The organism is Streptomyces macrosporus, assembly GCF_039533145.1.
GTDB classification, from domain to species: Bacteria; Actinomycetota; Actinomycetes; order Streptomycetales; family Streptomycetaceae; genus Streptomyces; species Streptomyces macrosporus.
Genome location: NZ_BAAASZ010000017.1, coordinates 94,393 through 108,949 on the forward strand (window position 1 = coordinate 94,393; position 14,557 = coordinate 108,949).

Annotated in this window: 12 protein-coding genes; 6 read left to right on the forward strand and 6 right to left on the reverse strand. The window is 74.1% G+C overall.

The features are described from left to right. Nucleotides 1-36: 36 nt before the first annotated feature. The 3 genes from ABD335_RS08880 to ABD335_RS08890 form a co-directional block, all read right to left on the reverse strand. Nucleotides 37-1,860: an FAD-dependent oxidoreductase gene (locus tag ABD335_RS08880; RefSeq protein WP_344321579.1), complete on the reverse strand. Its 1,824-nt coding sequence runs from the start codon at nt 1,858-1,860 to the stop codon at nt 37-39. Between the two features lie 46 nt (nt 1,861-1,906). Further along, nucleotides 1,907-3,823, reverse strand: coding sequence for an AMP-dependent synthetase/ligase (locus ABD335_RS08885; RefSeq protein ID WP_344321580.1), 1,917 nt, complete (start codon nt 3,821-3,823; stop codon nt 1,907-1,909). Between the two features lie 64 nt (nt 3,824-3,887). Next, nucleotides 3,888-5,204 carry an acetyl-CoA C-acetyltransferase gene (locus ABD335_RS08890; RefSeq protein ID WP_344321581.1) on the reverse strand — a complete coding sequence of 439 codons (1,317 nt, stop codon included), beginning with the start codon at nt 5,202-5,204 and terminating at the stop codon, nt 3,888-3,890. A 74-nt stretch (nt 5,205-5,278) separates the two neighbouring features. Between ABD335_RS08890 and ABD335_RS08895 the strand changes: the two genes are divergently transcribed. Together ABD335_RS08895 and ABD335_RS08900 are read left to right on the forward strand one after the other, a co-directional pair. Next, the gene (locus ABD335_RS08895) at nt 5,279-6,637 is read left to right on the forward strand and encodes a 3-oxoacyl-ACP reductase (protein WP_344321582.1); all 1,359 of its coding nucleotides are present in this window, start codon (nt 5,279-5,281) and stop codon (nt 6,635-6,637) included. A 5-nt stretch (nt 6,638-6,642) separates the two neighbouring features. After that, the gene (locus tag ABD335_RS08900) at nt 6,643-7,539 is read left to right on the forward strand and encodes a MaoC family dehydratase (RefSeq protein ID WP_344321583.1); all 897 of its coding nucleotides are present in this window, start codon (nt 6,643-6,645) and stop codon (nt 7,537-7,539) included. Here ABD335_RS08900 and ABD335_RS08905 read toward each other — a convergent pair. Continuing rightward, nucleotides 7,525-8,214, reverse strand: a complete 690-nt coding sequence (locus tag ABD335_RS08905; protein WP_344321584.1) for a TetR/AcrR family transcriptional regulator — start codon at nt 8,212-8,214, stop codon at nt 7,525-7,527. The two genes, ABD335_RS08900 and ABD335_RS08905, sit on opposite strands and share 15 nt — an antisense overlap. Before the next feature lie 76 nt (nt 8,215-8,290). Here ABD335_RS08905 and ABD335_RS08910 point away from each other — a divergent pair, with 76 nt between their 5' ends. The 3 genes from ABD335_RS08910 (at nt 8,291) to ABD335_RS08920 (ending at nt 11,174) form a co-directional block, all read left to right on the forward strand. Then, nucleotides 8,291-8,752, forward strand: coding sequence for an SCP2 sterol-binding domain-containing protein (locus ABD335_RS08910; RefSeq protein ID WP_344321585.1), 462 nt, complete (start codon nt 8,291-8,293; stop codon nt 8,750-8,752). A gap of 46 nt (nt 8,753-8,798) precedes the next feature. Further along, nucleotides 8,799-10,013 (forward strand): acyl-CoA dehydrogenase family protein, encoded by a 1,215-nt coding sequence (locus ABD335_RS08915; RefSeq protein ID WP_344321586.1) that lies wholly within the window; start codon nt 8,799-8,801, stop codon nt 10,011-10,013. Between the two features lie 240 nt (nt 10,014-10,253). Beyond that, a complete protein-coding gene (locus ABD335_RS08920; protein ID WP_425583579.1) occupies nt 10,254-11,174 on the forward strand; it encodes a serine hydrolase in 921 nt (306 codons plus the stop codon). On the opposite strand, the gene ABD335_RS08925 is transcribed toward ABD335_RS08920, so the two are convergent. Further along, nucleotides 11,147-12,175: a LysR family transcriptional regulator gene (locus ABD335_RS08925; RefSeq protein ID WP_344321588.1), complete on the reverse strand. Its 1,029-nt coding sequence runs from the start codon at nt 12,173-12,175 to the stop codon at nt 11,147-11,149. The genes ABD335_RS08920 and ABD335_RS08925 overlap by 28 nt on opposite strands. An 84-nt stretch (nt 12,176-12,259) precedes the next feature. On the opposite strand from ABD335_RS08925, the gene ABD335_RS08930 reads away from it, so the two are divergent. After that, nucleotides 12,260-13,294 carry an MBL fold metallo-hydrolase gene (locus ABD335_RS08930; protein WP_344321589.1) on the forward strand — a complete coding sequence of 345 codons (1,035 nt, stop codon included), beginning with the start codon at nt 12,260-12,262 and terminating at the stop codon, nt 13,292-13,294. A gap of 93 nt (nt 13,295-13,387) precedes the next feature. Here ABD335_RS08930 and ABD335_RS08935 read toward each other — a convergent pair whose 3' ends face one another. Then, complete coding sequence (locus ABD335_RS08935) at nt 13,388-14,287, reverse strand: universal stress protein (protein WP_344321590.1); 900 nt, start codon at nt 14,285-14,287, stop codon at nt 13,388-13,390. Between the last annotated feature and the right edge of the window lie 270 nt (nt 14,288-14,557).

A 14,557-nucleotide genomic window follows, 5' to 3' on the forward strand; every position in this document is an offset into this window, starting at 1 on the left:
TCGGCGGGGCCCGCGCGGGTGTCGGCGGCGAGGGGGTCAGGGCCTCGGCGGGACGGGAGGCACGGGCAGCACCAGGGCCGCGTGGGCGTGCGCCGGCACGGCGGGCCAGCGCGGGGCGACCGGGCGCACCCGGACGTACGGTGTGCCCTGTGCGGGGCGGGGGTCCTCCTCGCCCTTGTTGGGCCACAGGGACATCGCCCGCTCGGCCTGGGCGGTGATGGTCAGGGACGGGTTGACGCCCAGGTTGGCGGAGACGGCCGAGCCGTCGACCACCGAGATCCCGGGATGGCCGTAGAGCCGGTGGTAGGGGTCGATGACGCCCTCCTCGGCGGAGGCCCCGATCGGGCAGCCGCCCAGGAAGTGCGCGGTCAGCGGTTTGCCCATCAACTCGCCGACGTTCGTCCCCGGGAACCCGTTGATCTCCTCGGCGACGAGCCGTGCGGCCTCCGCGCCCTCGGGGATGTGGTCGGGGTTGGGGGCGCCGTGGCCCTGCCGGGCCGTCAGCAGCCCCTTCCCCAGCCCCTTGGGCTTGCGGTAGGTGGTCAGGGAGTTGTCCAGCGACTGCATCACCAGACCGATGATCGTCCGCTCCGACCAGCGGTGGGTGGTGGCGGTGCGCGCCACCAGGATCGGGTGCCGCAGGAACGCCAGGGCCGCCGCGAGCGCCTTGGGCAGGGGTCCGTCCTGCCGGTACTGCGGCACGCAGAGCAGGGCCATCAGGTTGGAGCCCTTGCCGTAGCGGACGTTCTCGATGTGGGTGTTCTCGTTCGGGTGGACGGAGGAGGTGATGGCCACGCCCTTGGTGAAGTCCAGCTCGGCGTCGCGGCCGTGCTTGCGGCGGTAGCGGCGGGGGAAGGTGAGAGCGCCCACCAGCGCCTCGGAGTTGGTGCGGGTCAGCTCGCCCAGCCTCGGGGAGATCCGCGGCAGGACGCCGGTGTCGCGCATCCGGTGGAGCAGGGTCTGGGTGCCGTAGGTGCCGGCGGCGAGGACGACCTTCTCGCAGCGCAGCACCGTCCGCCCGCCCCGGCGGCGCCTGTTCGTCGGCACGGTGGTGACCGTGAAGCCGCCGCGTCCGTCCTCGGCCACCTCGGTGACGGTGGTCATCGGGTGGATGACCGCGCCCGCCTTCTCGGCCAGGTACAGGTAGTTCTCGGTGAGGCTGTTCTTGGCGCCGTGGCGGCAGCCGGTCATGCACGAGCCGCACTCCCGGCACGCCGTGCGGGTCGGTCCCGCGCCGCCGAAGTAGGGGTCGGGGACCTCCGCGCCGGGCGCGGCCTTCACCGTGCCGTCGGCGTCCTCGCCGTCGCCGAAGAAGACGCCGACCGGGGCGAGGCGGAAGGTGTCGCCCACGCCCATCCGCTCGGCGACCTTCTTCAGGTGGCGGTCGGCGTCCGTGGTGGTGGGGTTGGTCCGGACTCCGAGCATGCGCCGGGCCTGGTCGTAGTAGGGCTTCAGCTCCTCCTGCCAGTCGGTGATGTGGCCCCACTGGCGGTCCCGGAAGAAGGCCGGCGGCGGCACGTAGAGGGTGTTGGCGTAGTTGAGCGAGCCGCCGCCGACCCCCGCGCCCGCCAGGATCATGACCTTGTCCATCAGGTGGATGCGCTGGATGCCGTACAGGCCCAGCGCCGGGGCCCACAGGTAGTTCCTCAGGTCCCAGGAGTTCTTCGGCAGCGTCTCGCGGGTGAAGCGGCGGCCCGCCTCCAGGACGCCGACGCGGTAGCCCTTCTCGGTGAGCCGCAGGGCGGACACCGAGCCGCCGAAGCCGGAGCCGACGACGATCACGTCGTAGTCGTACTCGTGGCCGTCCTCGCGGCCGTGGCCGTGCTCGTTCCCGGACGCTCTCGGGGGTGTTTCCGTCATGGCGCAGACCTCCTCGTCCGCTCCGTGCGCCGTCCGCCGCGGCGCGTCACCGGTCGTAGAGGGCGTCGATCCGGTCCGCGTACGCGGCCGCCACGGCATGCCGTTTGACCTTCAGGGACGGCGTCAGCAATCCGTTCTCCTCGGTGAACTCCCCTTCGATCAGGCGGAACGCGCGGATCGACTCGGCCCGGGAGACCGCCTCGTTGGCGTAGTCCACGGCGCTCTGGACGGCGGCGAGGAGTTCGGGGTCGTTCTCCAGCTCGGAGAAGGGGGTGTCGGCGGGGCGCTTGCGCACCGCCAGCCAGTGCTCCAGGGCGTCGGCCTCCAGGGTGATCAGGGCGGCGACGAAGGGGCGGTTGTCGCCGACCACCATGCACTGCCCGATGAGCGGGCGGCTGCGCAGCCGGTCCTCCAGCACGCTCGGGGAGACGTTCTTCCCGCCGGAGGTGATCAGGATGTCCTTCTTGCGGCCGGTGATGGTCAGGTAGCCGTCCTCGTCCAGGCTGCCGAGGTCGCCGGTGGCGAACCAGCCGTCCTTCAGGGCCTTCTCGGTGGCCTCGGGGTTGTTCCGGTAGGCGGTGAAGACGATGCCGCCCTTGATCAGCACCTCCCCGTCGTCGGCGATCCGCACGGCGGTGCCGGGGATGGGCCGGCCCACCGTGCCGGGGCGCGGGTCCAGGGGCGGGACGAGGGTGGCGGCGGCGGTGGTCTCGGTCAGACCGTAGCCCTCGTAGACGATGATGCCGCAGGCGGCGAAGAACAGGTTGAGCCGCCGGTCCAGGGGGGATCCGCCGCTGATGGCGTAGTGGAGCCTGCCGCCGAGCTCCTTGCGGACGCGCCGGTAGACCAGCAGGTCGTACAGGCCCCGGGCCAGGCGGAGGGCGAGGTCGGGGCCGCGTCCGCCGCGGAACGCCTCCATGAACGCCTCGCCGTAGCGCACCGCGATGCGGTCGGCGCGGTCGAAGGAGGCGCCGCGGCCGATCTTCTCGGCCGTGGCCCGGCCGGTGTCGTGGATCTTCTCGAAGAGGTAGGGCACCCCGACGACGAAGGTGGGCCTGAAGTTCTTCAGCTCCGGCCGCAGTTCGTCGGGTTTGATGCCGGGGCAGTGGCCGAGTTCGATGCGCGCCTGGAGGCAGGCGATCTGGATGGTGCGGCCCAGGATGTGGGCCAGCGGCAGGAACAGCAGGGTGGAGGCCGTCTGGTCGGTGACCGCCTCGAACACCGGGTGCAGCAGTTGGACGGTGTTGAGCGCCTCGGCCCGGAGGTTGCCGTGGGTGAGCACGCAGCCCTTGGGGCGGCCGGTGGTGCCGGAGGTGTAGCAGATGGTGGCGGTGGTGTCGGGGGTGAGGTCCGCGCGGCGCTTGGCCACCTCCTCCTCGGCCACGTCCCGCCCCAGGTCGGTCAGTCGGGCGACGGCGCCGGCGTCGATCCGCCAGGTGCGCGGCGGTTCAGGGACGGACACCGCCGCGGAGGCCGCGGTGACGGCGTGCTCGTCGGTCTCGACCACCAGGAAGCGGGCGCCGGAGTCGCGCAGGATCCACTCGACCTGGTCGGCCGAGGAGGTGGGGTAGATCGGCACGGTCTGTCCGCCGGCGGCCCAGACGGCGAAGTCGAACAGTTCCCACTCGTAGCGGGTGCGGGACATCAGCGCGACCCGGTCGCCGGGTTCGAGTCCGGCGGCGATCAACCCCCTGGCCACGCCGGTCACCTCGCGGGCGAAGGCCGCGGCGGTGACCGGCTGCCACGTCCCGGCCTCCTTGCGCCTGAGGACCACCGCGTCGGGGGCCTGTTCGGCGTTGACGAAGGGGATGTCGGCGGTGGTGCCCGGGGCGACGGGAGGCGGTGTGCGCCAGGAGGTCCGCGCCTCGCGGACGACACCGCCTTCCCGGATCACCTCCACCGTCACGCGGTCGGCGAGATCGCCGCGCTGTTTCGCCCTCTTCAGGTCCTTGCGTACGCCCATGGTCGGCTCCTGTTCATGGCGTGGGAGGACTGGCCGGTGTGGGGGGTGGACGTGGCGGTGCGGATCAGCGTTCGAGGATGGCGGTCACCCCCTGGCCGCCGGCGGCGCAGATGGAGATCAGCCCGCGTACGGTCGTCGTGCCGTCGTCGGCCGGGCCGCCGCGTTCGGCGGCCTTCTCGTGCAGCAGCTTCGCGAGGGTGCCCACGATCCGGCCGCCGGTGGCGGCGAAGGGGTGCCCGGCGGCGAGCGAGGAGCCGGCGACGTTGAGCCGGTCCCGGTCGACGCTGCCCAGCGGGCCGGGGAGGCCCAGGCGGCGGGTGCAGAAGTCCTTGTCCTCCCAGGCGGCGAGGGTGGCCAGGACCTGGGAGGCGAACGCCTCGTGGATCTCGTAGAAGTCGAGGTCGCCGAGTTCCAGACCGGCCGCCTCCAGCAGCCTGGGGACGGCGTACACCGGGGCCGTCAGCAGCCCGTCGGGGCCGTCGACGAAGTCGACCGCGGCGGTGCGGGCGTGGGTGAGCCGGGCCAGCACCGGCAGGCCGCGCTCGGCGGCCCACTCCTCGCTCGCCAGCAGCACCGTCGAGGCGCCGTCGGACAGCGGGGTGGAGTTGCCGGCGGTCATGGTCGCGCTCTCGCCCTCGCCGAACACCGGCTTGAGCCGGGCGAGTTTCTCCACGGTGCTGTCCGGGCGCAGGTTCTGGTCGCGCTCCAGTCCCCGGAAGGGGGTGACCAGGTCGTCGAGGAAGCCCCGGTCCCAGGCCGCCGCGAGGCGCCGGTGGCTGGTCGCCGCCAGGGCGTCCTGGTCGGCGCGGGAGATGCCCCACTCGGCGGCGGTGCGGGCGGCGTGCTCGCCCATCGACAGGCCGGTGCGCGGTTCGGCGTTGCGGGGGATGTCGGGGACGACGTGCCGGGGGCGCAGGCCCGCCAGGGCACGCAGCCGCCCGGGGAGGCCGCGGGCCCGACGGGCCTTCAGCAGCAGTTTGCGCAGGTCGTCGTTGAGGCCCAGCGGTGCGTCGCTGGCGGTGTCCACGCCGCCGGCCACACCGCAGTCGATCTGTCCCAGGGCGATCTTGTTGGCGACCAGGATGACGGCCTCCAGGCCGGTGCCGCAGGCCTGCTGGATGTCGTACGCGGGGGTCCGGTGGTCCAGTTCGCTGCCCAGGACCACCTCCCGGGCCAGGTTGAAGTCCCGGCTGTGCTTGAGCACCGCGCCCGCGACGAACTCCCCCAGCACCGCGCCCCGCAGGCCGTAGCGGTCGACCAGTCCGGCGAGCGCGGCGGAGAGCATCTCCTGGTTCGAGGCGGTGGCGTAGGGGCCGTCCGCCCGGGCGAAGGGGATGCGGTTGCTTCCGATGATCGCGACGCGACGCCCGACCGTTGCCATGGCCGCCACTCCTTGTGGTAGGAAACCCCTCTACTTACTTCGGAGTAAACTTACTCATGCGTAAGGAGAAATCAATGGTCGATCGCTACCAGAAACTGACGTCCTCCGGTCCGGGCGCCTTCCTCGCCAAGCGCCTGGGCCTGCCGCGCCCGGAAGTCCTGGAACGTCACCGACCGGGCCGTCCCGTCCTGTCCGGTCCCGTCGTCGTGGAGGGCGCCGACGGCGGCCGGATGACCGAACCGCTGCGCGCGGTGGTGGCCTCGCTGCCGTCCGCCGAGCGTGCCGCCGGTGGCAGCGGCGACTCCCCCGCCGCGCTGGTCTTCGACGCGACCGGCATCACCGACAGCACCGGACTGCGCGCCCTGCACGCCTTCTTCCACCCGCGCGTCCGCTCCCTGGCCCCTTGCGGCCGGGTGGTGGTCGTCGGCACCCCGCCCGAACTGGCCCGCGACGCGCGGGAGGCGGCGGCTCAGCGCGCGCTGGAGGGCTTCGTCCGCTCGGTGGGCAAGGAGCTGCGGCGCGGGGCGACCGCCCACCTGCTGCTCGTGGCGCCGGGCGCGGAGGGGGCCGTGGAGTCCACCGTGCGGTTCGCGCTCTCGGCCCGCTCGGCCTACGTCTCCGGCCAGGTGGTCCGCGTCGCCGAGCCCGTCGGCCCGGTCGCGGTCCCGGCCGACTGGGAGCGTCCGCTCGACGGCAAGGTCGCCGTGGTCACCGGCGCCGCACGGGGCATCGGCGAGGTGGTGGCCGAGACCCTGGCCCGGGACGGGGCGACGGTGGTCTGCCTGGACGTCCCCGGCCAGGCGGAGGAGCTGCGCGCGGTGGCGGAGCGGATCGGCGGGGACGCGCTGCCGCTGGACGTCACCGCCGACGACGCCGGCGACACGCTCGTGGGACACCTGCGCGAACACCACGGCGGACTGGACGTGATGGTGCACAACGCGGGCATCACCCGTGACAGGACCCTGGGCCGGATGGACGCCGACCGGTGGGACGCCGTGGTGGCGGTCAACCTCACCGCCGTGGAGCGCCTGACGGAGCGTCTGCTGGAGGCGGACGACTCCGGCGGGTCCGTGCTGCGCGAGGGCGGCCGGATCGTGTGCACCTCCTCCATGAGCGGCATCGCCGGCAACGTGGGGCAGACCAACTACGCGGCGAGCAAGGCCGGTCTGATCGGTCTGGTCCAGGCCCTGGCGCCGACGGTGGCCGAGCGCGGGATCACCGTCAACGCCGTGGCCCCGGGCTTCATCGAGACGAGGATGACGGCGGCGATACCGCTGTTCGTCAGGGAGGCCGGACGCCGTATGAACAGTCTCGGGCAGGGCGGGCAACCCGTCGACGTGGCCGAGGCCGTCGCCTGGTTCGCCTCGCCCGGCAGCGGCGGGATCAACGGCCAGGTGCTGCGGGTGTGCGGCCAGTCCCTGCTGGGAGCGTGAGGGACGTGGCGACCCCGGAGCACGGAGGCGCCGGAGAGCCCGGGACGCGGGAGCTGCGGTCCGCTCCCCGCACGGCCTCCCTGTACGCCCGCGCGCTGCTGTCCCGGCGCGGCGACGGTCCGGTCCCGGCCCGGCGGCTGGTGCTGCGCGACGTGGCGGCCGATCCGAACCGGCTGCGCCGCTACGCCGACGTCTGCGGCTTCGCCGCCTCCTCCCGCCTGCCGGCGACGTACCCGCACATCGTGGCCTTCCCCCTGGCCATGTCGCTGATGACCGCGGCGGACTTCCCCCTGCCGCTGCTCGGCCTGGTCCACATCGCCAACCGGGTCGAGCGGCTGCGGCCGGTGGAGGCCGGGGAGCGGCTCACCTACCGGGTGTGGGCCGACCGGCTCCGTCCGCACCCGAAGGGCACCGCCTTCGACGTGGTGGCCGAGGCCGAGGACGGCGGCGGCGTGGTCTGGCGGTCCGTCAGCACGTACCTGCGCCGCGAGCGCGGCGCGGAGGGCGCCCGGCCGCGCACCGACGTCTCCACCGGCGGCCCCCGGGAGGCGGACGGTCCGGTCCTGGACGAGCGGTGGGAGGTGCCCGGCTCGGTGGGACGCCGCTACGCCGCCGTCTCCGGCGACCGCAACCCCATCCACCTCCACCCGCTCGCCGCCCGGCTCTTCGGCTTTCCCCGCGCCATCGCGCACGGCATGTGGACCAAGGCCCGCTGTCTGGCGGCGCTGGAGGACCGCCTCCCCGACGCCTACCGGGTGGACGTCGCCTTCCGGGCGCCGATCCTGCTGCCCGCGCGGGTGCGCTTCACCGCCGCCCGGTCCGGCTCGGGCTGGGAGTTCGGGGTGCGGAGGGACGACGGGGGGCGCGAGCACCTGCGCGGCGAGGTCTCACCCCTCGACTGACCCCTCGTCCGACGGGGCCTCCGGGGCCCGCGGCGGTTCCGGAGGTTCCCAGAGCTCTCCCCCGAGCACGTTGCGCATGCCCACCCAGACCATGTTCATCAGGCGCCGGGTGACCCTCTCGGGGGTCTCGCCGGGGTGGCGTTCCATCCAGTCGGTGAGCGAGTCCGCCGCGCCCACGAGCACGTGCGCCACGAAGTCGGCCTCCTCGTCGCCGAGTCGGGCCGATCCGCCGGCCTCCGCGAGGCCGTCGCGGACCAGGCCCGCCACCTCCGCCATGACCGCGCGGCGGGCCCGGGCGACCTCCTCGGTGATGGCCTCGCTGAGCTCCGACGCCTGCCGGTGGAGCACCACCCAGCTGTCCCGGTGCTCGGTGACGTAGGCGAAGAACGCCGAGAGCCCCGCCCACAGCCGCATCTCCGGGGAGCCGACGCCGCGCGCCGCCCCCTGGAAGGCGGCCACCAGCCGCTCCGCCTCGCGGCGCAGACAGGCGAGGAACAGTCCCTCCTTGGAGTCGAGGTAGAGATAGACCATCGGCTTGGAGATCCCGGCCATCTCGGCGATCTCGTCCACCGACGCGGGGTGGTACCCGCGCTTGGCGAAGACCTGGACCGCCATGTCGATGATCTGCTGCTCCCGGACCTGCCGGGGGACCCTCCGCCTGCGCTTGTCGCTCACCTTGCCAGCCTACCTACCATGACGTAATCTTACCCATCAGTAAACTTACTCTAGAGTAAGAAGTGAGGGGTGCCCCATGGCCAACAGCGTCAGGGACGAGCTGGCCGGCCTCGACTTCGCGGCCGTCTCCCCCGAGGAGTTCGCCCGGATCGTCAAGGGCCTGTCCACCAGGGAGATCGACGAGATCATGCGCGGCGAGCTGCGCCGGCGCGTGCTCGGAGAGGTCTTCCGGCGGATGGAGCGGCAGTTCCGCCCGGAGAGCGCCGGCTCGCTCGACGCCCTGATCCGGTGGAAGATCACCGGGGAGAGCGACGTGGTCTACGAGACCACCATCGCCGGCGGGACGTGCACGGTCCGCGAGGGGCGCACCGATGCCGCCCCGCGCACCACGCTGACCATGGGCGACGCCGATTTCCTCAAGCTCGTCTCCGGCAACGCCAACCCGGTGACGATGTTCATCACCCGCAAGCTGAAGCTGGCCGGCGACATCGGCCTGGCCTCCGGCCTGACCCGGTACTTCGACATCCCCAAGGCGTGAGCGGGACCGGGGACACCGACGGCACGGAAGCGAAAAGGGAAACAGCATGAGTGGCTTCTCGCTCGACCTCACCGAGGAACAGAGGGACCTGCGCGACTGGGTGCACGGCTTCGCCGCCGACGTGGTCCGCCCGGCCGCGGCCGAATGGGACGAGAGGGAGGAGACCCCCTGGCCCGTCATCCGGGAGGCCGCCCGGATCGGCCTGTACGGCTTCGAGTCCCTCGCCGACATGTACGGCGACCCCTCCGGCCTCTCCCTCCAGATCGCCAACGAGGAACTGTTCTGGGGCGACGCCGGCATCGGCATGGCGCTGTTCGGCACCTCGCTCGCCGTCGCGGGCATCTTCTCCGCCGGCACCCCCGACCAGCTCGCCGAGTGGGTGCCCCAGTGCTTCGGCGACGAGGACGACCCCCAGGTCGCGGCCTTCTGCGTCTCGGAGCCCGACGCCGGCTCCGACGTCTCGGCCATGCGCACCCGCGCCCGCTGGGACGAGGCCAAGGACGAGTGGGTGATCAGCGGTCAGAAGGCGTGGATCACCAACGGCGGCATCGCGAACGTCCACGTGGTGGTGGCCTCGGTGGAGCCCGAGCTCGGCGCCCGCGGCCAGGCCGCGTTCATCGTCCCGCCCGGCACCCCCGGACTGGAGGGCGGTCGCAAGATCAAGAAGCTGGGCCTGCGGGCCTCGCACACCGCCGACGTCTTCCTGGACGAGGTCCGGGTGCCGGGCCACTGTCTGCTGGGCGGGAAGGAGAAGCTGGACGCGCGCCTCGCCCGCGCCCGGGAGGGCGGACGAGCCAAGGGCCAGGCCGCCATGGCCACCTTCGAGGTCAGCCGCCCCACCGTGGGCGCGCAGGCGCTCGGCATCGCCCGCGCCGCCTACGAGTACGCCCTGGAGTACGCGGGCGAGCGGGTGGCCTTCGGGCGGCCCATCGTCGAGAACCAGGCCGTCGCCTTCGCCCTGGCCGACCTGCGGACCGAGATCGAGGCGGTGCGCCTGCTGATCTGGCAGGCGGCCTGGATGGCCCGCAACGGCCGCGCCTTCGACGCGGGCCAGGGCTCGATGTCCAAGCTGCGCGCCGGGGAACTGGCCGTCACCGCCACGGAGAAGGCCGTCCAGATCCTCGGCGGTGCCGGATACAGCCGGGAGCACCCGGTGGAGCGGATGTACCGGGACGCCAAGATCTACACGATCTTCGAGGGCACCAGCGAGATCCAGCGGCTGGTCATCGCCCGCGCCATCTCCGGCCGGCACATCCGCTGAGCCCGCGCGCCCGCGCCTCCGCGCGCCCGCGCCTCCGTGCGCCCACGCCTCCGCGCCCGGATCGGACGCCTCCGGTCCGGGCGCGGACGTCCCCTCGGCGCCGGGGCCTCCGACGGTGCCGGGTGATCCCGCCGGGCAGGTGCGCGGTCGCGCCCCGGTTCCCGTGCCGGGCCGGCGTCACGTGCGCCCGGCGCGGTGACGGCTCGGAGACGGCGCGCGGCGGTGCGGCAGGATGGCCGGATGGTCGACATGGCGTGCACAGGGGACGTGGAGAGCGGGTTCGACGCGCTGGGCGCACGGGTGCGGCTGCACGCGTGCTGCGTGGACTGCGGGCGCCGGACGGGTGTCCGGCCGGACGAGCCGGCGGTGCTCGCCTCGGTCGTCAAGGTGCCGCTGGTGCTGGAGTTCGCCCGGCAGGCGGCGTACGGCCAACTCGATCCGGCCGAGCGGGTCGTGGTGCGGCGGGAGGACCGGCTGGGCGGGACGGGCACGGCCGGGTGCCGGGACGACGTGGAGATGAGCCTGCGGGACCTGGCGCTGTTCGCCCTGTCGGTCAGCGACAACACCGCCGCCGACGTGCTGTTCCGGAGGGTCGGCGTGGACACCGTGCGGCTGCTGGTGCGGGAGTTGGGCATGGAGCGCACCCGGATCGTCGGATCGCCCCGCGCCCTGCTGGAGAGCGTGCTGGAGGACGTCGGCGCCGCCGATCCGGCCGCGTTCGCCGCCGTCTACCCGACGCTCTCCCCCGAGCGGATACGGGCCCTGCCCACCCTGGACCCGCTCAGGACGAACAGCGGCACCGCCCGGGACGCCACCCGGCTCCTCACCCTGATCTGGACCGACCGCGCGGGCCCCGCGGAGGCCTGCGCCCGCGTGCGGGAGGCGATGGGCTTCCAGGTGAGCCGGCACCGGCTGGAGGCGGCGTTCCCCGAGGAGGTCGCCGTCGCGGCCAAGTCGGGCACCCTGCCCGGCGTCCGCAACGAGATCGGGGTGGTCTCCTACCCGGACGGCGGCCGGTACGCGGTCGCCGTGTTCGCCGAGACCCGCTCCCTGGGCCAACGCCGCCCGGACCTCGACGCGGCGATCGGCGCGGCGGGACGCGTGGCGGTGGAGGAACTGCGCGGCTGCTGCGGTCAGTCGTCGTCCCGCCGCACCGCGTAGACCACGTCCCAGGGGCGCGGTACGCCGTCCGGCTCCGGCGTGCCCGACTCCCCCGAACCACCGTGCGCGCCCGGCGGGTTCGGGGAGACGGCGCCGCCGGGAGAGAGTTCCGCGGCCTCGGCGCGCAGCACCGCGGTGGCGGTGGCCGCCAGGCGACGGGCGGCCGGGTGGGGCGCGGCGGCGGGCCGTACGAAGGAGACCGGCCAGGCGAGCGCGTCCGCCTCCAGCGGGCGCCACAGGACGCGGGGCTCCTTCCGCGCCACGGCGGCGTGCGCGAGGGCGACGCCGCGGCCGGCGATCACCAGCCCCAGCACCACTTCCGGGCTGCCGGCGTGCACCACCCGGGGCGGGTGGTAGCCCCGGGCGCGGCAGGCGCCGAGGGTGGCGTCGTACAGGCCCGGCGCGGCCGGTCGGGGGAAGAGGACCAGGGGGATGCCGTCGAGGGAGGCCAGGGTCAGCGGGCCCGTCCCGGCGAGCGGGGAGTCGCGGGGCAGGACGACCCCCAGCGGCAGGTCGGTGACCGGCTCGCTCACCAATCCGGCCGTTTCCACCGGGTGTTGGAGGAAGCCGGCGTCCAACTCCCGGCCCGTCAGCAGCCGCACCTGCTCGGCGGTGCCGAACTCCCGCAGCTCCACCTGCACGTCGGGGGCCTCGGCGGCGAAGGCCGTCAGGACGCGGGCCAGTACGCGCCCGGGCAGTTCCGGCGGCACGCCGACCCGCAGGACGCCGTACTCGCCGCGGTGGGCACGGGCGACCAGGCTCCGGGCGCGTTCCACCCGGGCCAGCAGCTCCTCCGACTCGGCCAGCAGCACCTCCCCCGCGGGGGTCAGCCGCACACCGCGCGAGGTGCGGTCGAACAGCCGCGCGCCGAGTTCCTCCTCCAGGCCGCGGATGTGCCGGCTCAGCGGCGGCTGTGCCATGCCGAGCCGTTCGGCCGCCCGTCCGAAGTGAAGTTCTTCGGCCACGGCCCGGAAGTACCTCAGGTGTCGCAGCAGGTCCACGCAGGGACGATACCGATTCCGGTATCGCCGGGAGCGGTTTTCGATCTTGGACGGTCCGCCGGTCCGCGTGCTCTGATGCCCCGCATGCGATCCCTTTTCCGATCTTCGCCCTCCTCCTCCGTGTCCCGGCGCGGGCTGCTCGGCGCCTCGGCGGCCGGTCTGTCCGCCGCCGGGCTGACCGCCGCCGGCGTGGCGGTCGCGTCCGACGCGCCGGCCGACCGGGCGCGGCCCCGCTCCGCCCGCACCGAGCCGGGGACCTCGGGCGTGCGGCTGCGCTGGCTGGGCAACAACGGCTGGGAGATCCGCGTCGCGCGGCCGGGCAAGCGCCCCGCCACCGTGCTGATCGACCCCTGGCTGACCCGCTTCCGCACCGGCACGTACACCGAGGCGGGCGCCGACCCGACGACGGAGCTGGTCGTCGACAAGGACGCCATCGACCGCCACCGGCTGCGGGCCGACCAGATCCTGGTCACCCACGGCCACTACGACCACCTGCCCGACGTCCCCCACCTGGCGGCCACCACCGACGCCACCGTCCTCGGCACCGAGAGCCACGCCAACCTGCTGCTCGCGCTGGCCGAGCCCGAGGAGCGGGACGCCCTGGAGGGGCGGCTCTCCGTGGTGAGCGGCGGCGAGCACCTGCAACTGGAGGGCTACTCGATCCGGGTGCTGCGCTCCCTCCACTCCATGACCGGCGCGCGGGCGCGGGTTCCCTTCCCCGGCACCCGGCCCGGCGGCCCGCCGCCCCGGCCGAAGACCATCGCCGACCTCGTCGAGGGCGGGACCCTGGCGTACGCGATCACCTGTGACGCCACCGGTTTCACCGTGGTGAACTTCGGCGGGTCCAACTTCAGCGCCGCCGACCTCGCCGGCCTGTCCCCGGACCTGGCGATGATCCAGCCCGGCGGCGCCACCGTGCACGACTACGTGCCGCGCCTGCTGTCCTGCCTGGACCACCCGCCGTACGTCGTCCCCACGCACTGGGACGACGTCGACGAGCCGCTGGACGAACCCGCCGTGGACTGGGGCGGCCTGACGGGCCTGCGGAACGCGGTGCGGGCGGCGAGCCCGAGCACGCGCTTCGTGGTCGTCGACCACCTGGAGACGTTCACGCCCTGAGGCGCCGCGACGTTCCGCCGTCCGCACCGGGACGGGCCGGTGGTCGCGGCCGTCCGGTCCCCACCGGGCGGTCGCGGCCCCGGGCGCCGGGCGTCAGTCGTGCGGGACGACGGCGACGGGGGCGGGCGAGTGGTGCATGACCGCGTGGGCGACCGGTCCGACGTGGAAGCCCACCGGCGAGCGGCGGTTGCGGCGGCCGACGACCACCAGGGAGGCGTCCTTGGCGGCCTCCAGCAGATGGCGGGCGGGCCTGCCGACCACGGCCTCCGCCCGCACCTCGACGTCGGGGTACTCGCCCCGCCAGGGGCGCAGCGCGTCCTGCAGCGCCCGGGAGCTCTCCCGGGCCAGGTCCGTGGCCATTTTGGGGTCGACGGCGATGGGGTCGATGCCGTAGACCAGCGGCGGGTTCCAGCTGTGGACGACCCGCAGCGCGGCACCGCGCCGGGCGGCGGCCTCGAAGGCGAAGGAGAACAGGTCGTCGCGGGGCCGGTACAGCTCCACCCCCAGGACGACGTCGCGGTAGGGGCCGTGGGCGGCCGCGTCCCCGGTCTCCTTCCGCGCGTGCTCGTCGGTCGTCCCGGCCCGCACCAGGACGACCGGGCACGGGACGCGGGCCACGGTGGTCAGGGCGACGGAACCGATCAGGAAACCGGCGACGACGCCCAGCCCCCGGGTGCCGATGACCAGCAGCTCGGCGTCCTTGGCCACCTCGGCGAGGACCTCGGCCGCGTGGCCGGTGAGCTGCTCGGTGGTGACCTCCAGCGCCGGGTGCAGGGCCGCGAGGTCGTTCGCCGCCTCGCGCGGGATCCGCCGGGCCCAGTGCTCCCGGGTCTCGGGATCGGCGAAGGAGTCCGGAGTGGTGAAGGGGTCGGGTTCCCTCACGTGCACCAGCCGCAGCGGCACCTCGCGCCGCAGCGCCTCCCGGGCCGCCCAATCGGCCGCCGCCAGGCTCTCGCCCGAGCCGTCCACGCCCACGGTGACCGTACGCGCCATCACACACCTCCGTTTCCGGGACGGCTCTCCGCCGCTTCCGTGCCCACGATCGCCCCGGGTACCCAGGAAGAGCAGGGGCCACAAGTCCCGCTCCGCGGGCCGAACGGCTCGCGGCGGTCCCGGGCCGCCCTCCGCAGGGGGCGGGCGGCCCGGAATCAGCCCGCCGTTCGGGCGCATCCCCTCCGTCCCGCGGTGGTACCGCGGGACGGAGGGGCCTGCGGGCCCGGACGCGGGGGCCGAAGGTCCCGCGGCCGGCACCCGTCCGGCCCT